The organism is Parafrankia elaeagni, assembly GCF_000374165.1.
Taxonomy (GTDB): Bacteria; Actinomycetota; Actinomycetes; order Frankiales; family Frankiaceae; genus Parafrankia; species Parafrankia elaeagni.
Window position 1 is genome coordinate 1 of record NZ_KB893751.1, and the last position, 21,342, is coordinate 21,342.

Genomic DNA, 21,342 nt, shown 5'->3' on the forward strand with positions numbered 1-21,342 from the left:
CGGTTCGCGACCGACCTGACGGTCCCGTTCTCGAACAATCTCGCGGAACGCGACGTCCGCCCCGTCAAGATCCAGCAGCGGGTCTCCGGTGGCTGCTGGCGCACGCTCCAAGGCCTCGCTGACTTCGCTGTTGTGCAGTCCTACCTGTCGACCGCCAGCAAATGGGGCGTCGACACCCTCGATGCCCTCACCCGCCTGTTCACCACCGGCGCGTGGCTCCCACCCACCACACACCCGGCCTGAACAGCGCATTCAATCTCGACCTCAGCTGAACAGCTACGCCTCCGGCGTGAGCAGGCCCCGGCTCGGGTGGCGCCACCGGACGAGTGCCTCCACCCCGTGCGGCCGGCCGGACGCCAGCTCGATCTTGGTCTGGTAGTGGACCTCCAGCTGGCCGGTGCCCAGCGCGGCCCGGAGCGATTCGATCATGTCGAGACGCAGCAGTGTGTCGGCCTCGGTGCCCGGGCGGTAGTACTCGACCCCGGTCCGCCCGGACTTCGCTCCGTACATGGCGACGTCCGCGCGCTGCAGCAGCGTCTGCGCGTCGGGCGCGTGCTCCGGGTAGAGAGCGGCCCCGATGCTCGCCCCGACGTGCAGGGTCATCCCGCCGACCTCGAACGGCCCGGACAGCGCGTGCAGAACCCGGTCGGCGACCCGGCGGGCGGTGTCGCTGTCGGCGTTCTCCAGCAGGACGGCGAACTCGTCCCCGCCCAGCCGGGCCTGGACGTCCCCCGGCCGCAGCGCCCCGGAGATGCGGGAGCCGACCTCGACGAGCAGCGCGTCACCCATGTGGTGGCCGAAGGAGTCGTTGATCTCCTTGAACCGGTCCAGGTCCAGCAGGAGCAGCGCGGACGAGTCACCGTGCGAGGCGCGCGCCTCCATCTGGGACAGCCGTTCGAGGAACCCGCGCCGGTTCGTCAGACCGGTCAGATCGTCGGTGTGGGCGAGGATCTTGCTCTCGGCGAGCTGCTGTACCTCGACGAAGGTCAGCGCCGCGCGGGCCAGCGCGGTGAGCACGGTCGCGGCTGCCAGTACCACCGTCACGAACGGCAGGTCGACAGTGGAACCGAGGACGAGCAGCGCCAGCGCCACGACCGTCAGCACCAGCGGGACGGTGATCACGTTCCAGCCGGACATCCGGGCCGGTCGGCGCCAGGGCTGGCGCTGCCAGGCGGCGAACGCCGGGGCGAGCAGCGAGAGCACCCAGACGATGTCCAGCAGCCCGCCGGGGGAGTACTCGTCGTTCGTGATCAGCACGAGCACGCACGAGTCGGCGACCGCGAAGCCGCCGAGGCCGCCGCCGACCAGCCACCACACCCGGCCCGGGCGCCAGCGCAGCAGCCCGAACGCGGTGACCACCAGCAGCAGGAGCAGCAGGTCGGCGAGCGGGTAGATGAGGCCGAACGCGATCGCCGCGGTGTCGCCCTGGCCGGCGCCGATGATCCACGGCCCGATGCCGCTGCTGAGCGCGGCGACCCCGAGGACACCGACCAGCGCGTCGAGCCACACACTCGGGTGGAAGGCGATGAGCCGCTGACGCAGCAACAGGATGACGGCGACGTAGCAGGCGGGGTAGAACAGCAGCCAGCCGGCGTCCGCCGCGGAGGCCGCGCTCGCGGACCCGGCCACGGCCGGCTCCACCGCCAGGCTGAAGTAGACACCGGCCGTGCCGTAGCTGATGATCCCGGCGCCGAAGAGCGCCCACGGCGCCCGCTCGCCGCGCAGAAACGCCGCGCGCAGGATGCACAGCAGGCCCGAGACGAGAATGACGGACGCCCGCAGCGCCACGACCTCCGGTTCGCTCCCCTCCGTCCCGGCCAGGGTGACCGAGGCGAAGAGCCCGGCGGCGAGCACAAGCGCCATCTGCACCAGCCGGATCGCACGGAACCGGCGCGGTGCTGGCGGGGAGGTCGTCAAGCGCCCCTCGCCCGGCCCATGCCTGCCAGGCCGCCCGCGCCCGCCCACCCGGGGCGTCCCACGGAAGCTCCTGGCGCAGGTGCGGAACAGGAACAACGCAGAGGGCTGCAACGCAAAGGGCTGCAACCAGTGCGGAGACGGACTAGCCCGGACATGAGGGGAATTCTCATACATGCCGGCCGGCCCGCTGCGCGGGGTGGTGGTCCGTGGCCGCCGGTCTGGGTACATGTTGTGCGGGTCGTACCGCTGTGTGACCCGAGGTGCCCGCGGTGTCGTCGCGGCAGCGTGTCGGCCCGTGTGCGGGTTCGGACGTGTGACGACACTCCGAACGAGACCTGCTGCTTCAGCGAGGAGACGAGACGTGCGACTTGGAGTGCAGATTCCGGACTTCACCCGCCCCGCCGGGCCCGCGGACCTGGGCCGGGCGCTTGCCGAGGTCGCCGGGGAGGTGGACGGGGCGGGATTCGACTACCTGGCGGTCATGGACCACTTCTTCCAGATCCAGCACGTCGGTCCGGCGGAGCACGACATGCTTGAGGCCTACACCACCCTGGGTTTCCTGGCGGCACATACCAGCCGGGTCACCCTGCTCACGCTGGTGACCGGAACTATCTACCGCGAACCGGGCATTCTGGCGAAAATCATCAGTACTCTCGATGTTCTGTCCGGAGGCCGGGCCATGCTCGGAATCGGAGCGGCCTGGAACGAGGAGGAGTCCGCCGGCCTCGGTATTCCCTTCCCGCCGGTCGCCGAGCGTTTCGAGCGCCTGGAGGAGGCCCTGCAGATCTGCCTGCGGATGTGGTCGGACGACGAGAGCCCCTGGACCGGGAAGCACTACCAGCTGGCCCGGCCGCTGAACGTCCCCGCCCCGCTCACCCGCCCGCATCCGCCGATCATGATCGGCGGTTCGGGGGAGAAGAAGACGCTGCGCCTGGTCGCGCGGTACGGGCAGGCCTGCAACCTGTTCAACGGCCCCGATCTCAAGCACAAGCTGGACGTCCTGCGCCAGCACTGTGACACCGAGGGGCGCGACTACGACGAGATCACCAAGACCTGCTACTACGCCTTCGACGTGGGCCGGTCAGGCGAGAACGTGGGCCGCATCCTGGACGATCTCGGGACGCTGTCCGAGCTCGGCATCTCGGTGGCGCTCGGCGGCGTGGCGAACGTGTGGGACGTCGAGCCGCTGCGGATCCTCGGCGAGCGCGTCGTCCCCGCGGCCGCCGACCTCTGACCTCTGACCTCTGACCTCTGACCTCTGACAGATTCTGCCTCGCACCGCGGATGTCGGCCTCGGGCCGCGCTGGACGTCCAGCGCGGCCCGAGGCCGAAGATCCCGGTTCAGATCCCGGTTCAGATCCCCGGGCTCAGCCCTTCCACAGGTCGCGGACACCGTCCGCCACCGCGGCGGCCTGCGCCCGGCCGGCGGCCGCGGCCGCGGCCCGGATCGCCGGATCGAGAATGTTCGAGCCGAACGCGGCCCGGGACGCCTCGTCCGCGGCCACGACCAGCACCCGGCTGCCGGCGCGCTCCAGGCGGCGCACCTCGGTCGGAATGCCCATGCCGTTGACCGGGGCGAGAATCAGGACCCGTTCGTGGCCTTCCGCCAGGTCCGCATTGATCACGGACCGCATGCCCCCGTCCACGTACCGGCGATGGTCCACCGTGACCGGCGGGAACACCCCGGGCAGCGCGGAACTGGCCGCGACCGCGTCGACCAGGTGGACCCCGGAGTCGCGGTCGAAGGCCACCCAGTCACCTGTCTCGGCGTCGACCGCCACCACTATCAGGCGGCGCCGCGGCCATTCTCGGACGGGAAGCCGCCCGGCGACGATCTGCCACCGATCCTCCTCTGAGGGAACATCGGCGACCAGCGCGTACGCCCCGATCCGGGAACGCGCGTCGCGCGCGCCCCGGGAGCCCGCGGTGACCTGGGCCAGGGTCGACATGAGTTCGCTGTAGTCGAAGTCGACCGTCGGTTCCGCGGTCGGGTCGGCGGGGGCGATCTGCCGCGCGTAGAGCAGATCCAGGTCCGCGCCACTGCTGACCATCGCCCCCACGGCGGAACCCGCCGAGGTCCCGACGACCAGATCGGCCTCGGTGACGTCGATGCCTGCCTCGGCGAGACCGACCAACAGGCCGATCTCCCAGGCGATACCGGCCACGCCTCCGCCGCCGAGGACCAGCGCGTGCCGCATCCAACACACCTCTCCGCGAGGGTCCTCGTCAGGGCCCGTCGCTTTCCGAAGGGCTTTTGGGAAGTACGCACCGGAGGTGGCAAGGCACCGCCGAAATCACCCGAACGTGCCATGCCATTGCGGCATCGAGATCGTGCCGCGGTACCCGGGGGGACGGTGACCTGGGCATATTGTTCCCAAAGCCCTCGTGCCCCCGCGCAAGCCGCCGGGGCGCCGGCGCGGATACTGCGGTGCGGCGGTTCCACGCATCCGCGGGATCATCTGCTGGAGGCACCATGACGGCGGCAATAGACCGGACCTCCCTGGCGCGTAACGAACACCTGACCTTTCGGGCGAACCGGGAGGTCGGCCGGCACGGTTGGCTGCGTCTCACCCCCGCGTACGGCGTCCGGCTCGTGCGCGGCCGAATGTGCGGGCTGCCGCCCGGTTCGGTTGTCACCGACCCCTTCTCGGGAACCGGGACCACCCCGCTGGCCGCCGCCGAGCTCGGGCATGTGGGCCAGAGCACCGATGTGAACCCGTTCCTGGTCTGGCTGGGTCGGGCAAAGGTCCGGCACTATGCGCAGCGCACGCTCGACGAGGCACGTACCGCGGCGCTGGACGTCATGGCAGGCGCCGCCCGGGCTGATCCGGACGGCGCTCTGTGGCAGCCGGGCCTGCACCAGATCGAGAAATGGTGGAGTCCCGGCGCGCTCCACGCGCTCAAGGCGCTGAGGGCCGAGCTGGACGCGTATTGCGGCCCGGTGGCGGACCTGCTGCAGATAGCGCTGTGCCGGGTGCTCATCGCGGTCAGCAGCGCCGCGTTCAACCACCAGTCGATGTCCTTCGCAACCCGGCCGGACCGGTCACCGGCCCGCTTCGACCCGGCCGTGACCGCCACCACCGTCGCGCACTTCGGCGCCGAGGCGGCAGCGCTGATCGAGTCCGCCCGGCATGACCTGCCAGGCACCGCCACCGTGCACCAGGGTGACTCACGGATGTGCGCCGGCGGCCTGCGCGCGGCGGATCTCGTCCTGACCAGCCCGCCCTACGCGAACCGGATGTCCTACATCCGGGAGCTGCGCCCCTACATGTACTGGCTGCGTTTCCTCGACGAGGCCGGCGACGCCGGCCGGCTCGACTGGCAGGCGATCGGCGGCACCTGGGGCAGTGCGACCTCCAACCTGCGAGGATGGAAACCCACGACCGCGACCCCGGTTGACGACGAAATGGGTGTCGTGTGCGCGAGAATAGCGGCCGACGGCGGCCGCAGCGGCCCGCTGCTCGCCGCCTACGTCCACAAGTACCACCATGACATGTGGCTTCACTTCCAGGCCGCCGCAGGCCTGGTGCGGCCCGGTGGGAAGCTCTCCTACATTGTCGGGAACTCAACCTTCTACGGGCACGGGGTGCCCGCCCAGGAGTGGTACGCGTGCATGTTGCGGGAGCTGGGCTACGTTGACGTCCAGGTCGAGGTGATCCGGAAGAGAAACTCGAACAAGGCCCTGTTCGAGTTCGACGTGCGCGCCAGCCGGCCGTGACGGCCCCCGCGACCGGAATTCCGCCGGGGGCGCCACCCGCCGCCCGGGCCGCCGCCATTCTGTGCGAGATCGCGGCACCCACCGTCCTCGTCACGGCACTGCTGCTGCTCATGTCCTGGGCCGACGCGCCGGACGCCTGGCACGGCCTGCTCTGGGCCACGGTCTCGATTCTGTTCTGCACGGTCGTACCGATGGCCTTCGTTCTTCACGGAGTCCGCCGGCGCAGGTGGTCCGACCATCATGTTCCCGAACGCAGCAGGCGCATGGCACCGATGCTGTTCGGCTGCGCCTCGGTGACCACCGGCTACGTTCTCCTGCACGTGATGGACGCGTCGACAGACCTGGTCGCCGTCTACGCGGCCATCGTCGTCGAGGCTTTCGTCCTCGCCGCCATCACGAGGTTCTGGAAGATCAGCGGCCACGTGGCGGCCGCCGCCAGCTGCGCGACCGTCCTCACGCTCGCCTACGGCCCGCTGCCCGCCCTCACCTGGCTGCTTGTCCCCGTCATCGGCTGGGCCCGCGTCCAGGTCCGTCTCACCCGTCTGGCCACCCCCGCCACCCCCGCCGCCGCCTCCGCGAGCGTCGAGGACCACGACGAACTCGACGGCCACACCCCCGCCCAGGCCATGGCCGGCGCCGTCGTCGCCGCTGTGACAGTCACCGCCACCTACCTCCTGGCAGGCGGTTCCTAGCACGATGACCGGCACCAGGCCCTCTCAGGCCCGTCGCCGGTTCAGCTCAGGTCCGTTCGAGGACCACGACCGGGATGTTCCGATCCGTCGCGCTCTGGTAGGCGTCGTACTCCGGCCAGAGCGCCGTCATCGTGAGCCACAGGTGGGCCTTCTCGGCGGGCTCCGCCACCCGCGCCTTCGCCGGGAACCGTTCCGCCCCGACCTGCACCTCGGCCTCCGGGTGGGCGAGCAGGTTCAGATACCACTGCGGGTGCTCGGGAAAGCCGGCCTTCGACGCGACGACGACGTAGTCGTTCCCGTCCCGCCCGTAGATCAGGGGTGTGCGGCGCGGCTTCCCGCTGCGACGGCCCCGGGTCGTCAACAGCAGCGTCGGGGCTCCCTGGGTGAACGAGCCGTCGATGCCGTACCAGAGGTGCCCGTCGGCACCGCCGCTGTCGAGATAGCGGCGAGTGTGATCGGCTATCCAGTCCATCGGGCTGTCGCTGGGCGTCGTCTCGGTCACGCGATCTCCAGGCGAGTCGGTGTCGGGGTGCGTCGTGAGGATCGTGTCTGCGACCTGGACGGTGGCCGGCACCGCACGGATGACGGATTCTCCGAGTCTGGTCGACTTCACACCCTCTGTCAGGCGTTCGGGCCCCCGAAGGCTCCACCGCTACGCCCAGTGCTCGCCCAACGAACCGGCCCGATCGGTGCCGGTGCCCGGCCCGCCAGGCCCGGTCCGTGAGGCTGTCTCCTCGCGCTCCAGGCAGTGGCATGGTCGGGTCGGTGTAGGTGAGCGAGATCGAGGCCACGGCGTGCGTGGCGTCCCGTGGCGCCACCTCGTGCACCGTGGACCCGCAGCGTGCGCGCCAGTCCGGGGTGTTGGGCACGATGGCGCTCAAGACCGGGTGCGAGCTCCTCTCCGTTCTCGACCGCCGCGAGTGTCCGTCCCGTCGGGGTCCCGCCGGTGAACACCTGGGCCACGGCCGCACGGACAGCCCGGTCGAGAGTCGGATCGACGCGCGGCCGCGATCCGACCGTGAGTTCCTCCGAGACCCGGCGCATGTCGTCCTCGCTGACCGGCGTGCCCGCGGCGACGTCAAGGGCAAGCCCGTCCCGCTCGATCCAGACCAGGCTGAACTCCTCCTTGGCCTCCATACGGGTGAGCAGGGCGGATCTGCCTCCGACCGTCGTCCGGGCGAAGGTTCGCTGCGGCTGCGCGGAACGTATGGCGTCCTCGACCGCGGCGAGAGTCGGCACGTTCCCCCACTGCGCGGTGACGGCGACACCGCCCACGTCCCGGCCCGACGCCGGCGGGATGACGGTGCCGACCGCACCAGTGGTCACGGTGACAGGAGTGGGTGCCCCGACAGGAGTGGTCACGGCAGCCGGGGTGGTGGCGGTGTCGACGGAACCGCTCCCGGACGGCTTCCGCCAGGTTCGGCCCGGCTGTGACCCGCACTGTCTCGTCGCGCATGGCAGCCCGCAGGGGGCCCTCGAGATCAGCGCTCATGGCGTCCTCCCCGTCATCGGTAGGGAGCTGTGGAGGTCGACACTCGCCCGCAGCCGGGCGAGCCCGCGGGAGGCCTGGCTCTTGACCGAGCCGACGCTGCAGCCCAGGGCGGCAGCCACCTCGGCCTCCGGCAGGTCGTCGAAGTAGCGCAGCACGAGCACCGCCCGCTGGCGGGCCGGCAGGGTCATGGGCGCGCGGATCAGCTCGTCGCGCGTCGACAGCCGATCCGCGTGGTCGGTCGGCCCGGCCCGGCCGTGTGGCCCCAGCGGCACCTCCCTGACCCGGCTCCGTCGCCATCCGCTCGCCGCCGCGTTCACCAGAGCGTGGCGCACGTATGCCTCCGGATGGCCGGCTGACACCCGCGGCCAGTGCCGATAGGTGCGTTCCAGCGCCCCCTGGACCAGATCCTCCGCCGCGGAGTGGTCTGCGACCAGGAGGACGGCGCAGCGCAGCAGCCGGTCACCGGTGCGTGCGACGAACTCCTCGAACGCACGCTCATCGCGTTCCTCACCCGACACGTCCTCTCCGCGCTCCTGCCCCTTCTGAACGCCACGGAGGCGCCCCAGGTTGACAGGCCCGGCCGACTTCGTCGCCCGAGGCGGTTTTCGCGTCACCGCGGCTCGGATGATCTCCGAGTTGCGCTCCGACGACGCAGGGAACAGCCATCCGTAGTCGGACGAACGGCCGCGCGCGCTGATGGAGGACATGCTGGCCTGCAGCCGGGAGATCCTCGAGGAGGAGCACTCACATAACCGGGCGATCAGTCGAGCCCTGGCCGGCATGGAGAACGACGCGGCCGAACAGCCGAAGCGTCGGCGAGCACACCGCCGATCGACAGCCCTCGGCAAACCGCCCGACAGAGTCCAGCCAGCTTTCGCCAGGAGACCCTCTACCGAGCCGGCCGCGCCGGGCCCCCATCCATCGCGGAGCACGCTGAAGGCCAGGAAACTGCGTCTACCCAGAACCCTTGGCCCTGCAGCCTGTCAGGCCTGCGTCGGGGCACATCCATCACGAAACGCACTAAAGGCCAGAAGGCCATAACCGCCCCGAAACCCGCATCCCCCGCAAGCCACACCAGGCCACTCGGGGGGTATGGGGGGGCTAGGCCCCCCCAACCAACATGACACGACGCCCCGGTCCAGCCCCGCTGGACACATGCAGCCCAAGTCGTGTGCCCCCGGCAGGATTCGAACCTGCGCACCCGCCTCCGGAGGGCGGTGCTCTATCCCCTGAGCTACGGGGGCTCCAGGGCAAGCAGGCATACCGTACCAGGTGGGATCGGCAGACTGCGCAACCCGGTGCCCGTAAGCTTCGCCCGTGTACTTCACCGCCCCCAGGGTGCTCGTCGTGGACGACGATGCCGTGATCCGTCAGCTCGTGGTCGTCAACCTCGAACTGGAAGGCTTCGAGGTGCACACCGCGGTGGACGGGGCTGACTGCCTCGAGCGGGTCCACGAGATCGCGCCGCAGGTGATCACGCTCGACATCATGATGCCGCGGGTGAACGGCTGGGATGTCGCCGCGCGGCTGCGGGACGACCCGGCCACCGCCGGCATCAAGGTGATCATGCTGACGGCGCGCGCGCAGGAGGCGGACGTGAAACGCGGCGCCCGCCTGGGTGTGGACTACTACCTGACGAAGCCGTTCGATCCGGACATGCTGATCGGCGTGGTCAGCCGGCTCGCGGCGGGTCAGCCGGTCTGACGTCCGGGCGTGGCCCGGTGCGGCGCGCCGCCGGTTGCGGGGTCGGGGTCGGGCCGGGGGCGCGCGGCGACCGGATTGGTCGGGCGCGCCGATAGCATCGCGACATGACCCCCGCCGAGCTGGCCGACTCCATCGTTGCGGCCGTTCGTGATGCCGTCGCCAACGGCGAGCTCGACGTGGCCGTGCCTGCCGCGGTCACCGTCGAGCGCCCGCGGCAGCCCGAGCACGGCGACTACGCGTCGCCGGTCGCCCTGCAGCTCGCGAAGGCGGCTCGCCGCCCGCCGCGGGCGGTGGCTGATCTGCTCGCGGCGCGGCTGCGAACGGATCCGGGTGTGGCCGCGGTCGAGGTGGCCGGCCCGGGGTTCCTGAACATCCGGCTGGCCGGCGCGGCTATGGGCGGCATCGCCCGGTCGATCGTGGGCGCCGGTGCGGCGTATGGCCGGGCGGCTGCCGCACGTGGTGTCCGGGTGAACCTGGAGTTCGTCAGTTCGAATCCGACGGGTCCGGTGACGCTGGCGTCGGCGCGCTGGGCGGCGGTCGGTGACGCGCTGGCCCAGGTGATGTCGGCAGCCGGTTTCGAGGTCGGCACCGAGTACTACGTGAACGACGCCGGGGTGCAGGTCGAGCGGTTCGGCGCGTCGATCCTGGCGGCGCTGCGCGGTGAGCCGGCGCCCGCGGAGGGGTACCACGGCGCCTATGTCGCCGAGATCGCGACGAGGGTCCAGGCGGCGAATCCGGCGCTGGAGCAGCTGGTCGGGGCGGGTTCCGACGGGGCTGGCGCCGACGACAAGGCGCTGGCGGTGTGCGCCCGCGACGGCGTCGAGATCATGCTGGCGGAGATCCGGTCGACGCTTTCCGGGTTCGGTGTCGAGTTCGACCTGTGGAAGTCGGAGCGCAGCCTGCACGACGCGGGTGAGCTGACCGCCGCGGTGGCGGAGCTCCGTGCGAAGGGCCATGTCTTCGAGGCGGACGGCGCGGTCTGGCTGCGTACCACCGACTTCGGTGACGACAAGGACCGGGCGCTGGTCAAGAGCGACGGGCGGCCGACCTATTTCTGCGCCGACGCGGCCTACTATCGGGACAAGCGCCGCCGGGGGTTCGACCGGCTCTGCTACCTGCTGGGTGCCGACCATCACGGCTACATCGGCCGGCTGCGGGCCATCGCGGCGTGTTTCGGGGACGATCCCGAGCAGACCCTCGACGTGATCATCGGCCAGATGGTGACGCTGTCCCGGGGCGGCGAGGCCGTCAAGATGTCGAAGCGGGCCGGAACTTTCCTCACCCTGGACGACCTCGTGGGCGCGGTCGGGGTCGACGCGGCACGCTACTCGCTGGTCCGGGCGTCGATGGACTCCGCGCTCGACCTGGACCTCGATGTGATCGCCCGGCAGACCAGCGACAATCCGGTCTTCTACGTCCAGTACGCGCACGCGCGGATCAGCTCACTGATCCGCAACGCGGCCGCGCTGGGCCTGGCGACGTCGGCGGACGAGGCGTTCGACGCCGCTTCGGTCGACGTCTCGCTGCTCAGCCATCCGCGGGAGGTCGATCTGATCCGGGCACTGGGTGAGCTGCCGCGGGTCGTCGAGACGGCGGCGACGCTGCGTGCCCCGCACCGCATAGCCCGGTACCTGGAGGAGACAGCCGGGACATATCACCGTTTCTACGACTCCTGCCGGGTGCTTCCCCAGGGCGACGAGGAGCCCACGGCGGTGACGGCCGCCCGGCTGCTGCTGGTTGAGGCCACCCGGGTGGTCCTGGCGAACGGGCTGCGTCTGCTCGGCGTCAGCGCGCCGGAACGGATGTGAGGGGCGAATGACGACTGACGGGGGCCGCGGGGCCGACAGCCCGCCGAGTGCCGACCGCCCGCTGAGGATCGCGATGCTCGGGTGCGGCGTCGTCGGTTCCGAGGTGGTGCGCCTGCTGGGCATCCATTCCGACGAGCTGGCCGCCCGGGTCGGTACCCCGCTGGAGATCGCCGGGATCGCGGTTCGCGACCCTGGTCGGGTCCGCGGGGCGGCCGTCGACCGGGAGCTGCTCACCACCGACGCGGACGCGCTGATCGCCCGGAACGACGTCGACATCGTGATCGAGGTGGTCGGCGGGATCGAGCCGGCGCGCACCTGGCTGCTGTCGGCGCTGCGGTCGGGCAAGTCGGTGGTCAGCGCGAACAAGGCGCTGCTCGCCACGCACGGCTCGACGCTGCACGACGCGGCGGCCGCGGCCGGCGTCGACCTCTACTACGAGGCGGCGGTGGCCGGCGCGATCCCGCTGCTGCGCCCGTTGCGCGAGAGCCTGGCCGGGGACCGGATCCGCCGTGTCCTCGGCATCGTCAACGGCACGACGAACTACATCCTGACCCGGATGGACGAGACCGGGGCCTCGTTCGCCGAGGCACTGGCCGAAGCCGGGGAGCTCGGGTACGCGGAGGCTGATCCGTCCGCCGACATCGACGGCTTCGACGCCGCCGCGAAGGCCGCGATCATCGCCCAGCTGGCCTTCCACACCCCGGTGACCATCGACGACGTCTACCGGGAGGGCATCGGCGCGGTGACCGCCGCCGACATCGCCAGCGCCCGGGAGCTCGGCTGCACGATCAAGGCCCTGGTGATCGCGGAACGCGCTGGCGACCGCCCCGGCATCAGCCTGCGGGTCCACCCGGCGATGATCCCCCGCTCGCATCCGCTCGCCGGGGTGCGTGAGGCGTTCAACGCGGTCTTCGTGGAGGCGGAGGCCGCCGGGCAGCTGATGTTCTACGGCCGCGGCGCGGGCGGCGCGCCGACGGCGTCGGCGGTGCTCGGCGACGTGGTCGCGGTCGCCCGCAACCGCGTCGCGGGACGGCAGGGGCCGGGGGAGTCCGCGTACGCGGCGCTTCCGATCCTGCCGATGGGCCCGACGGTGACCAGCTATCACGTGCAGCTCGACGTCACGGACAAGGCCGGCGTGCTGGCCGCGGTCGCCGGTGCGTTCGCACGGCACGATGTCTCCATCAGAAGTGTTCGGCAGGACGGCCGTGGCGACGACGCCAGCCTGGTCCTGGTCACCCATCCGGCCGCGGACGCGGCGCTGTCCGCCACCGTCGAGGACCTGCGGGTTCTCGACGGCGTGCGGGCCGTGTCGGGCGTGGTGCGGGTCGAGGGAGTTGAGTCATGACCGCGGTGTCGTCGACGCCGGTATCGAGTGGACCGGGCACGCCGGGTGGGTCGGATGCCTCCGGGCACCTGCCCCGGGCCTGGCGAGGAATCATCGAGGAGTACCGGCACCGGCTTCCGGTCACCATGGACACGCCGGTGGTCACCCTGCGGGAGGGGGGCACCCCTCTTCTGCACGCGGACCACCTCTCCGAGCTGACCGGATGTGATGTTCATCTCAAAGTGGAGGGCGCCAACCCCACCGGCTCCTTCAAGGACCGCGGGATGACGGTCGCGATCAGCCGCGCCGTGGGGGAGGGCTCCCAGGTCGTCATCTGCGCCTCGACCGGGAACACCTCGGCCTCCGCCGCCGCCTACGCCGCGCGGGCCGGGCTCACCTGCGCGGTCCTCGTGCCCAGCGGCAAGATCGCGCTGGGCAAGCTCGCCCAGGCGCTGGTCCACGGGGCACGGCTGCTCCAGGTCGACGGATCGTTCGACGACTGCCTGCGGGTCGCGCGCGAGCTGGCCGACACCTTCCCCGTCACCCTGGTCAACTCGGTCAACCCCTACCGCCTCGAGGGCCAGAAGACCGCGGCCTTCGAGATCGTGGAAGCCCTCGGGCAGGCACCGGACATCCACTGCCTGCCCGTGGGGAACGCGGGGAACATCACGGCCTACTGGCGCGGTTACGTGGAGGACGACACCCGGGCCGGTACCGGGCGCCCGCGCATGTTCGGCTTCCAGGCCGCCGGAGCGGCGCCGATCGTCCGTGGCGAGGTGGTCACCTCCCCGCAGACCATCGCCACGGCGATCCGCATCGGCAATCCGGCGTCCTGGGACTTCGCGACCGACGCACGGGACGCCTCCGGAGGCCTCATCGACGCCGTCAACGACCGCCAGATCCTGGCGGCCTACCGCCTGCTGGCCCGCCGGGAGGGTGTCTTCGTGGAGCCGTCGAGTGCCGCGAGTGTCGCCGGGCTGCTGGCAACACACGCCGACGGCCGGCTGGACCCGGGCCAGCGGGTGGTGTGCACGGTCACCGGCAACGGCCTGAAGGACCCCGACTGGGCCATCAGCGGTGCCGCGAAGCCCGAGACCATCCCGCCGACCGTTGCCGGGGCGGCCGAGGCGCTCGGCCTGCGCGGCCTGTGACGGCCGTCGACCGCCGCGGCGCCAGCTCCACCGACGGCACCAGCTCCACCGGCGGCACCGTCGCGGCCGGTGCCGCCGGTGCCGCCGGGATCCCGGCTCCCACCGAGCCGCTCTCCGGGCCGCGGCACGACGGCGCGGCGCAGGTCGTGGCGGTGCGGGGGGCGGCGGAGACCGGCACGGCGGCGGAGACCGGCACGGCGGCGGGGGAGGCGCCGGCCGGTGCGGTCCGTCTGCTGGTGCCGGCGTCGAGCGCGAACCTCGGGCCGGGCTTCGACGCCCTGGGTCTCGCACTGGGCCTGTACGACGACGTGTCCGTGCGGCTGACGTCCACCGGCCTCACCGTCGACACCGTCGGGGCGGACACCGTCCCCGCCGACGAGGCGCATCTCGTGGTGCGGTCCATCCGCGCCACCTTCGACGAGCTGGGGCTGCCGCAGCCCGGCCTGGCGCTGCGGTGCGTGAACCGGATCCCGCACGGCCGGGGGCTCGGCTCCTCGGCCGCCGCCATCGTGGCGGGCGTGGTGGCTGCCGACGCGCTCGCCGGCTCCCCGCTGGGCCCGGCCGGGCTGCTGCGGGTGGCGACGGCGATCGAGGGCCATCCGGACAACGTGGCGGCCGCTCTGCTGGGTGGCCTCACCGTGGCCTGGTACGAGGCCGGGGTGCCGCGGGCGGTGCGGGTCGCGCCGCCGGCCGAGGTGCGGCCCGTGCTTTTCGTCCCGTCGGTCCGGCAGTCGACCGAGCAGGCCCGGGGTGCGCTGCCGGAGCGGGTTCCGCATGCCGACGCCGCCGTGAACGCCGGCCGGGCCGCCCTGCTGGCCCTCGCGCTCAGCGCCGCCGAGCCGGCGGCGGGTGAGGGCACGGAGCGTTCGAAGCTGCTGCTGGCCGCCACCGAGGACCGGTTGCATCAGCCGTACCGGCTGCCGGCCCAGCCCGCCTCGGCCGATCTGGTGGCGCGGCTGCGCGCGGAGGGCGTTCCCGCGGCGCTCTCGGGGTCCGGGCCGTCCGTGGTCGCGCTGGCGGTCGGCGGCGGCCAGGCGGCCGCGGCGATCGGGGTGCCCGCGCCGGGCTTCTCCGTGATCCCGCTGACAGTCGACACCGAGGGTGCGCGGCTCCAGCCCCTCGACTCCAAGGGGTAGCGCTTCCACTCCGCATGGTGTACTAATGGCGCCGTCCGGGTGGGTTCAGCGCCGCGGAGGGGTGCCGGGCGGTCATCGGAGAGTCCCTCGTGGCGTCATCGAGAGATCCAGAGGTCTCTAGGTTGTTGCCGACGTGTCTCCGTCTGGATAGTCTGATGACTGCACCCGCTGCCGCCGCGGCGCGTGCTCGCCCCGCCAGCCTGATCTGGTCCGCAGTTTTGATCAGGTCCGCAGTGGCGGCCAAGCTGCAGTGGAGCCTCACGGCAGCGGTCGGCCGCACACGGTGGCCGGTCCTGGTCAGGGATCCCGGTGCTTCAAGCCTCGTCGCCGTTGCCTCGGCTGGCGTACCGGCACTCGTCGGCGGGAAATCGGGTTCGCTCGCGGCTGTCGGCCGTCAGCGCCTTTGATGGGCGCGATGCTCGCCGTTCAAAGGGTGCTGCATCTCCTTACATCCGGCATGCGCGCAGGCGAAGAAAATCCACACGCTACGCCCGGCCCGAGAAGCCGGTTCCTTCCAGGAAGGAAAACCTTGAGCGACACCACCGACGTGCTGCCCGACAGCGCACGTGAGTCTGCGGCGCCTGCCTCGCCCGTCGACAGTTCCGCTGCGGCCGGCCTGACGTCCGTAGACACCTCCGGTGCGCCCGGGGCGAACGGCAGCCATGCCGTTCTCTCCGGGCCGGCCGGTGCTTCCGCCGATGCGTCCGCGCCTCGGCGTCGGCGGTCCGGCACCGGCCTGTCCGCCATGCTCCTGCCCGAGCTGCAGGCGATGGCCTCGCAGATGGGCATTCCCGGGGTTGGCCGGCTCCGCAAGGGCCAGCTGATCGCGGCCATCCAGAACGTCCAGAACGGGGAGGTGGCAGCCCGGCCGGAGCCGCGTTCCGCCGAGCCGTCGGGGCAGGCCGAGTCGTCGGCGCCCGCGCCCGCCGTGCGGCCGGTGCAGGAGAGCCCGGGCACCGCCCCGGCGTCTGCGCCCGTCCAGGGAAGCGGCGCGGCGGAGCCGGTCCAGGCCGGCGCCGCCGGTCCGGCCGTCTCCACCGAGTCGGCGCCCACGACGACCCGGGTGCGCGGGCGGCGTGGCTCCTCCCGTGGGGTGACAAGCCCTGCGGGAGAGCAGCAGACCCTCCCCGCCGCCCCGTTGCAGGGTGGCACCGAGCCCGCCGAGGACGCCCCGCGTCCCCAGCCGGCCACCGAAGGCGCCGCGGCGCCGGTCGCCGCGGTGAGCGCCCCGGCCCGGGGGGTCGGGGCGAGCGGATCCGAGAGCACGACCCGTGGCCGTGACCGCTCCGGCGACCGCGAGCGCACGGGTGACCGTGACCGCTCCGGCGACCGCGAGCGCACGGGTGACCGTGACCGTTCCGGCGACCGGGAGCGGTCCGACCGGTCCGGCGAGCGGTCCGAGCGGTCAGCCGACCGGGAGCGGTCCGGTGACCGGGAACGGTCCGGTGAGCGGTCTGACCGCCCCGAGCGTTCTGATCGTTCCGAGCGGCCTGACCGTTCCGGCGATCGTGCTGACCGTGCCGGCAGCGACCGCGGGGGGCGTACTGCGCCCGCCGACCGCGAGCGTGACCGTGGCGGCGCCGACAGGTCGAGGTCCGGTGACCGGACCCAGCCGGGTGACCGGCCCGCCGACCGCTCGCCACAGGGCGACGCGGGTCAGGGCGACGACGAGTTCGGCGGGCGCCGCCGGGGCCGTTTCCGGGAGCGTGGTCGCAACCGCGGGCGCGGCGGCCAGGGCGGTACGACCGACACGGAGCCGACGGTGCGGGAGGACGACGTCCTCGTGCCGGTCGCCGGCATCCTCGACGTCCTCGACAACTACGCGTTCATCCGGACCAGCGGGTACCTGACCGGTCCCACGGACGTGTACGTCAGCCTTGCCCAGGTGCGGCGCAACGGCCTGCGGCGCGGCGACGCCATCACCGGCGTGGTGCGCGCGCCGCAGGAGGGCGAGCAGCGCCGGGACAAGTACAACGCGCTGGTCCGGCTGGACACCATCAACGGGATGGAGCCGGAGGAGGCGCGCGGTCGGCCCGAGTTCCACAAGCTCACCCCGCTGTACCCGCAGGAGCGGCTGCGGCTCGAGACCGAGCCGCACATGATGACCACTCGGGTCATCGACCTGGTGATGCCGATCGGCAAGGGCCAGCGCGCACTGATCGTGAGCCCGCCGAAGGCCGGCAAGACGATGGTGCTGCAGGCGATCGCCAACGCGATCACCACGAACAACCCGGAATGCCACCTCATGGTCGTGCTCGTGGACGAGCGCCCCGAGGAGGTGACCGACATGCAGCGGTCGGTGAAGGGCGAGGTCATCGCCTCGACCTTCGACCGCCCGCCGGCCGACCACACCAACGTCGCCGAGCTGTCGATCGAGCGGGCCAAGCGGCTCGTCGAGCTGGGTCATGACGTCGTGGTCCTGCTGGACTCGATCACGCGGCTCGGCCGGGCCTACAACCTGGCGGCGCCGGCGTCCGGGCGCATCCTGTCCGGTGGTGTCGACTCGACGGCGCTCTACCCGCCGAAGCGGTTCCTCGGCGCGGCGCGCAACATCGAGAACGGCGGCTCCCTGACGATCATCGCGACCGCGCTGGTCGAGACCGGTTCCACCATGGACACGGTCATCTTCGAGGAGTTCAAGGGCACCGGTAACGCCGAGCTCAAGCTGGACCGCAAGATCGCCGACAAGCGGACCTTCCCGGCGGTGGACGTCGACGCCTCCGGAACCCGCAAGGAGGACATCCTGCTGGCGCCCGAGGAGCTTGTGATCATGCACAAGCTCCGGCGAGTCCTGCACACCCGGGAGCCGCAGCAGGCACTCGACCTGCTGCTCGACCGGCTGAAGCAGAGCCGGACGAACTACGAGTTCCTGATGCAGATCGCCAAGACCGCGCCGCCACAGGACTGACCGCACCGTGGGCCCGCCGCACCGTGGGCCCGGCACGTTCCGGGCCCTGGCGCACCGGGGCATCACGGCCGGCGGGACCCGGAACACCGGGTCCCGCCGGCGGTGTTGTACCCGGCGGCGGGCCAGGTCCGGTCGGACGGGTCTGGCACACTGGCAAACCATCGGCTCCGGTTCACGCTGTCCGCGCCCGCGGCAGCGACCCGGCGGCCACATCGGAAGAGGGACCATGAGGGCTGACATCCACCCCACGTACAACGAGACCGTGGTGACCTGCACCTGCGGGAACACGTTCACCACGCGTTCGACCAAGGACGACGGCGCCATCAGCGCCGAGGTGTGCTCGCAGTGCCACCCGTTCTACACGGGCAAGCAGAAGATCATGGACGTCGGCGGGCGTGTGGAGAAGTTCGAGCGGCGGTTCGGCCGGCGCCGCCCCGGCGACGCGGCCGGCGGCGCGAAGTAGGTATCCAGCGGCGCCCGCACCGGGTCTCCCGGGCGGGCGCCGTTCGCGTCCTGCCGTTCGCATATCCGGGGGTGTTCCCGCGTCCGGTGTTCCCGCGTGCCGGCCGGCGCCGCGCGCCGCCGCTCGCGAACTGGCGGTAACGTCGCCACAGCCTTCGCGGCCGCGGGGCCCGCGACGCCGGTCCTGACGACTGAAGGAACTGTGATGACCTCCCCGCTCGCGAGCATGATCGCCGAGCACGCCGACATCGAGAAGCGGCTGGCGGACCCGGACCTGCACAACGACCCGTCGGTGGCGCGGGAACTGACCCGCCGGTACGCCGAGCTCGCGACCCCGGTCGATCTCGCCCGGCAGCTGGAGAGCGTCGAGGGCGACCTGGAGGCCGCCCGGGAACTCGCCGAGCAGGACGTCTCGTTCCGCGACGAGGTCGTGGCACTGGAGGAAAGCCTGGCCGAGCTCAACGGCCGGCTGCGGGCCTACCTGGTGCCGGTCGACCCCGACGACAGCCGTGACGCCATTCTCGAGGTGAAGGCCGGCGCCGGCGGCGAGGAGTCCGCGTTGTTCGCGGGCGATCTGCTGCGCATGTACCTGCGCTATGCCGAGCGGCGCGGCTGGCGCACCCAGGTGCTGGACGCGAACCCCAGCGACCTCGGCGGCTACCGGGACGTGAGCGTCGCGGTGAAGGCCCGCCGCTCCGCCGCGCCCGGCCACGGGGTGTTCGGGCGACTGCGTTTCGAGGGCGGCGTGCACCGGGTGCAGCGGGTGCCGGTGACCGAGTCCGCGGGGCGCATCCACACCTCGGCGGCGGGCGTCCTCGTGCTGCCCGAGGCGGCCGATGTGGACGTCGAGGTCGACCCCAACGACCTGCGGATCGACGTGTTCCGGTCCTCCGGGCCCGGTGGGCAGAGCGTCAACACGACCGACTCGGCGGTGCGCATCACCCACCTGCCGACCGGCGTGGTCGTGTCCTGCCAGAACGAGAAGAGCCAGCTCCAGAACAAGGAGTCGGCGATGCGGATCCTGCGCGCCCGGCTGCTCGCCGCGGCCCGGGAGAAGGCCGACTCCGAGGCGGCGGCGGCCCGGGCCAGCCAGGTCCGCACGGTCGACCGCTCGGAGAAGATCAGGACGTACAACTTCCCCGAGAACCGGATCAGTGACCACCGGATCAACTACAAGGCCCACAACCTCGAGCAGGTGCTCGACGGCGACCTCGACTCGCTGATCGACGCGCTGACCGAGGCCGACCAGGCCACCCGGATGGCGGGGACTCCGTGACCATCCCGCCGGAGACCATCCCGCCGGTGAGGATCCCGCCGGTGAGGACCCCGCCGGCGGCGGTGACGTCGGAGGGCCAGGTGACCCTGGCCGGCGAGCTCGCCGCCGCGGTGGCGCGGCTGGCCGCGGCCGGCGTCGCCAGCCCGCGGGGAGATGCGGAGCAGCTCGCCGCGCACGTCCTCGACGTCTCCCGCGGGCGGCTGGCGCTGGTCGAGGTCATCAGCACTTCGGCCGCCCAGGAGCTGCGCCACCTGGTCGAACGGCGCGCGGACCGGGTCCCGCTGCAGCACCTGACCGGTCTCGCCGGTTTCCGGCGGCTGGACATCGCCGTCGGGCCGGGGGTCTTCATCCCGCGCCCGGAGACCGAGTGGGTCGTGGAGGAGGCCATCCGCCTGCTGCGGGTCTCCGGCGCGGTACGTCCGATCTGTGTCGACCTGTGTGCCGGGTCCGGAGCCATCGCGCTGTCGCTGGCGGACGAGGTCCGCGGCGCCGAGGTCCACGCGGTCGAGCTGGAGCCGGCCGCGCTCGACTGGCTGCGCCGCAACGTCGGGCGCACCGGCCTGCCCGTGCGGGTGCACCAGGCGGACGTGGGTGTCGTCGGCGCCGGTCCTCCGCCTGCCTCCGCAGCCTCGACCCGATCGGCCGCCGAGCCGGTGGGCGGGGTCCTCCGGGCCCCCGGGGTCCTCGGGGTGCTCGGGGTGCTCGGGGAGCTGGCCGGGCGGGTCGACCTGGTGGTCAGCAATCCCCCGTATCTTCCTGACCATGAGCGGTCCCGCGTCGAGCCCGAGGTCGGCCGGCACGACCCGCCCGCCGCACTGTGGGGCGGGCCGGACGGCCTGGACGGCCCGCGGGCCGTGGTGACGGCCGCGGCCGGGCTGCTGCGTCCTGGCGGCCTGCTCGTCATGGAGCATGCCGACGAGCATGGGCAGGCGGTTCCCGCGCTGCTCGCGAGCGGCGGCCCGTGGTCTGGTTCGTGGTCCGACATCGTCGATCATCCCGATCTCGCTGGGCGGGACCGGTTCGTCACCGCCCGGTGGGATCCGCCGGGTCGGGGCCGGCCGGGCAGCGCCGGAGAGGACGCCTGATGCTGGTTTTCGACTGCTCCGACGAGGGGCAGCGCGCTGCCGGGCTGGACGCGGCCGCCGACGCCGTCCGCCGGGGCAGGCTCGTGGTGCTGCCGACCGACACCCTGTACGGCCTGGGCGCGGACGCGTTCGACCGTGACGCGGTGGCCGGGCTGCTCGCCGCCAAGGGCCGTGGCCGGGACATGCCCGTGCCGGTGCTCGTCGGTTCCTGGCGGACGCTGGACGGACTCGCCGAGCAGGTCACCGGGCAGATCCGTGACCTCATGCGTGCCTTCTGGCCGGGCGGTCTGACCCTGGTCATCAACCACGCGCCGTCCCTGCGGTGGGATCTGGGCGACGCCCGCGGCACGGTCGCGGTCCGCATGCCGCTGCACCCGGTCGCGCTGGAGCTGCTCGCCCGGACCGGTCCGATGGCCGTGTCCAGCGCGAACATCAGCGGGCGTCCGGCGGCGACGGATGCACAGGACGCGATGATGCAGCTCGGTGGCGCCGCGGAGGTGTACCTGGACGGGGGCCCGACACCGGTCGGCACCGCGTCGACGATCCTGGACTGCACGGGCCCCGTTCCGGTGGTCGTGCGGGAGGGCGCCGTCGGGCTGGCGGCGCTGCGCTCCGTGCTGCCGCTCGTCCAGGAGCCTGCCCGCCGCTGAGACGTCCTATCCTGGGCCT

Annotated in this window: 19 protein-coding genes and 1 tRNA gene; 14 read left to right on the top strand and 6 right to left on the bottom strand. The window is 72.2% G+C overall.

The window, feature by feature from the left end:
- A partial coding sequence (locus B207_RS35315; RefSeq protein ID WP_018637685.1) for an IS66 family transposase occupies nucleotides 1–243 on the top strand: 243 nt, incomplete at its 5' end.
- A 33-nt stretch (nucleotides 244–276) separates the two neighbouring features.
- Here B207_RS35315 and B207_RS35320 read toward each other — a convergent pair.
- Nucleotides 277–1,917: a diguanylate cyclase domain-containing protein gene (locus B207_RS35320; protein ID WP_018639286.1), complete on the bottom strand. Its 1,641-nt coding sequence runs from the start codon at nucleotides 1,915–1,917 to the stop codon at nucleotides 277–279.
- A 361-nt stretch (nucleotides 1,918–2,278) separates the two neighbouring features.
- Between B207_RS35320 and B207_RS0124320 the strand changes: the two genes are divergently transcribed.
- On the top strand, nucleotides 2,279–3,151 hold the full coding sequence (locus tag B207_RS0124320) for an LLM class F420-dependent oxidoreductase (protein WP_026311405.1): 873 nt from the start codon (nucleotides 2,279–2,281) through the stop codon (nucleotides 3,149–3,151).
- Between the two features lie 133 nt (nucleotides 3,152–3,284).
- Here B207_RS0124320 and B207_RS0124325 read toward each other — a convergent pair whose 3' ends face one another.
- Complete coding sequence (locus B207_RS0124325) at nucleotides 3,285–4,115, bottom strand: patatin-like phospholipase family protein (protein ID WP_018639288.1); 831 nt, start codon at nucleotides 4,113–4,115, stop codon at nucleotides 3,285–3,287.
- A gap of 275 nt (nucleotides 4,116–4,390) precedes the next feature.
- Between B207_RS0124325 and B207_RS0124330 the strand changes: the two genes are divergently transcribed.
- Together B207_RS0124330 and B207_RS0124335 are read left to right on the top strand one after the other, a co-directional pair.
- The gene (locus B207_RS0124330; protein WP_018639289.1) at nucleotides 4,391–5,635 is read left to right on the top strand and encodes a TRM11 family methyltransferase; all 1,245 of its coding nucleotides are present in this window, start codon (nucleotides 4,391–4,393) and stop codon (nucleotides 5,633–5,635) included.
- Entirely contained in the window at nucleotides 5,632–6,327 is a 696-nt protein-coding gene (locus B207_RS0124335; RefSeq protein ID WP_018639290.1) for a hypothetical protein, read from the top strand. The genes B207_RS0124330 and B207_RS0124335 overlap by 4 nt, the downstream gene beginning before the upstream one ends.
- A gap of 46 nt (nucleotides 6,328–6,373) precedes the next feature.
- On the opposite strand, the gene B207_RS0124340 is transcribed toward B207_RS0124335, so the two are convergent.
- The 4 genes from B207_RS0124340 to B207_RS0124355 form a co-directional block, all read right to left on the bottom strand.
- Nucleotides 6,374–6,799, bottom strand: coding sequence for a nitroreductase family deazaflavin-dependent oxidoreductase (locus B207_RS0124340; protein ID WP_035742121.1), 426 nt, complete (start codon nucleotides 6,797–6,799; stop codon nucleotides 6,374–6,376).
- Nucleotides 6,800–6,948: 149 nt separating this feature from the next.
- Nucleotides 6,949–7,653: a hypothetical protein gene (locus B207_RS0124345; RefSeq protein ID WP_018639292.1), complete on the bottom strand. Its 705-nt coding sequence runs from the start codon at nucleotides 7,651–7,653 to the stop codon at nucleotides 6,949–6,951.
- Nucleotides 7,654–7,815: 162 nt separating this feature from the next.
- Nucleotides 7,816–8,337 carry a SigE family RNA polymerase sigma factor gene (locus B207_RS35325; RefSeq protein WP_035742124.1) on the bottom strand — a complete coding sequence of 174 codons (522 nt, stop codon included), beginning with the start codon at nucleotides 8,335–8,337 and terminating at the stop codon, nucleotides 7,816–7,818.
- 654 nt (nucleotides 8,338–8,991) lie between these two features.
- Nucleotides 8,992–9,063 (bottom strand) — tRNA-Arg (locus tag B207_RS0124355).
- 73 nt (nucleotides 9,064–9,136) lie between these two features.
- On the opposite strand from B207_RS0124355, the gene B207_RS0124360 reads away from it, so the two are divergent.
- From B207_RS0124360 to B207_RS0124405, 10 genes are all read left to right on the top strand, one after another.
- The gene (locus B207_RS0124360; protein ID WP_018639294.1) at nucleotides 9,137–9,523 is read left to right on the top strand and encodes a response regulator transcription factor; all 387 of its coding nucleotides are present in this window, start codon (nucleotides 9,137–9,139) and stop codon (nucleotides 9,521–9,523) included.
- Between the two features lie 104 nt (nucleotides 9,524–9,627).
- Nucleotides 9,628–11,331, top strand: a complete 1,704-nt coding sequence (argS, locus tag B207_RS0124365; protein ID WP_018639295.1) for an arginine--tRNA ligase — start codon at nucleotides 9,628–9,630, stop codon at nucleotides 11,329–11,331.
- A 7-nt stretch (nucleotides 11,332–11,338) separates the two neighbouring features.
- Nucleotides 11,339–12,676, top strand: coding sequence for a homoserine dehydrogenase (locus B207_RS0124370; RefSeq protein ID WP_018639296.1), 1,338 nt, complete (start codon nucleotides 11,339–11,341; stop codon nucleotides 12,674–12,676).
- On the top strand, nucleotides 12,673–13,806 hold the full coding sequence (gene thrC, locus B207_RS0124375; protein WP_018639297.1) for a threonine synthase: 1,134 nt from the start codon (nucleotides 12,673–12,675) through the stop codon (nucleotides 13,804–13,806). Before B207_RS0124370 ends, thrC begins: the two co-directional genes overlap by 4 nt.
- Nucleotides 13,803–14,942, top strand: coding sequence for a homoserine kinase (thrB, locus tag B207_RS0124380; protein WP_018639298.1), 1,140 nt, complete (start codon nucleotides 13,803–13,805; stop codon nucleotides 14,940–14,942). Before thrC ends, thrB begins: the two co-directional genes overlap by 4 nt.
- Nucleotides 14,943–15,471: 529 nt before the next feature.
- Nucleotides 15,472–17,850, top strand: a complete 2,379-nt coding sequence (rho, locus tag B207_RS35330; protein ID WP_018639299.1) for a transcription termination factor Rho — start codon at nucleotides 15,472–15,474, stop codon at nucleotides 17,848–17,850.
- Nucleotides 17,851–18,076: 226 nt separating this feature from the next.
- Nucleotides 18,077–18,313 (top strand): 50S ribosomal protein L31, encoded by a 237-nt coding sequence (gene rpmE / locus B207_RS0124390; RefSeq protein WP_018639300.1) that lies wholly within the window; start codon nucleotides 18,077–18,079, stop codon nucleotides 18,311–18,313.
- Between the two features lie 204 nt (nucleotides 18,314–18,517).
- On the top strand, nucleotides 18,518–19,588 hold the full coding sequence (gene prfA, locus B207_RS0124395) for a peptide chain release factor 1 (protein WP_018639301.1): 1,071 nt from the start codon (nucleotides 18,518–18,520) through the stop codon (nucleotides 19,586–19,588).
- 32 nt (nucleotides 19,589–19,620) lie between these two features.
- Nucleotides 19,621–20,673 (top strand): peptide chain release factor N(5)-glutamine methyltransferase, encoded by a 1,053-nt coding sequence (prmC, locus tag B207_RS0124400; RefSeq protein WP_407671461.1) that lies wholly within the window; start codon nucleotides 19,621–19,623, stop codon nucleotides 20,671–20,673.
- Nucleotides 20,673–21,323 (top strand): L-threonylcarbamoyladenylate synthase, encoded by a 651-nt coding sequence (locus B207_RS0124405; RefSeq protein ID WP_018639303.1) that lies wholly within the window; start codon nucleotides 20,673–20,675, stop codon nucleotides 21,321–21,323. The genes prmC and B207_RS0124405 overlap by 1 nt, the downstream gene beginning before the upstream one ends.
- Nucleotides 21,324–21,342 lie beyond the last annotated feature (19 nt).

Excerpts from the sequence above, each read along its gene's own strand:
- B207_RS0124330 (WP_018639289.1), top strand. The coding sequence starts at position 4,391 with ATGACGGCGGCAATAGACCGGACCTCCCTGGCGCGTAACGAACACCTG.
- rpmE (WP_018639300.1), top strand. The coding sequence starts at position 18,077 with ATGAGGGCTGACATCCACCCCACGTACAACGAGACCGTGGTGACCTGC.
- B207_RS0124370 (WP_018639296.1), top strand. The coding sequence starts at position 11,339 with ATGACGACTGACGGGGGCCGCGGGGCCGACAGCCCGCCGAGTGCCGAC.
- B207_RS0124405 (WP_018639303.1), top strand. The coding sequence starts at position 20,673 with ATGCTGGTTTTCGACTGCTCCGACGAGGGGCAGCGCGCTGCCGGGCTG.
- prfA (WP_018639301.1), top strand. The coding sequence starts at position 18,518 with ATGACCTCCCCGCTCGCGAGCATGATCGCCGAGCACGCCGACATCGAG.
- B207_RS0124325 (WP_018639288.1), bottom strand. The coding sequence starts at position 4,115 with ATGCGGCACGCGCTGGTCCTCGGCGGCGGAGGCGTGGCCGGTATCGCC.
- argS (WP_018639295.1), top strand. The coding sequence starts at position 9,628 with ATGACCCCCGCCGAGCTGGCCGACTCCATCGTTGCGGCCGTTCGTGAT.
- B207_RS0124340 (WP_035742121.1), bottom strand. The coding sequence starts at position 6,799 with ATGGACTGGATAGCCGATCACACTCGCCGCTATCTCGACAGCGGCGGT.
- thrC (WP_018639297.1), top strand. The coding sequence starts at position 12,673 with ATGACCGCGGTGTCGTCGACGCCGGTATCGAGTGGACCGGGCACGCCG.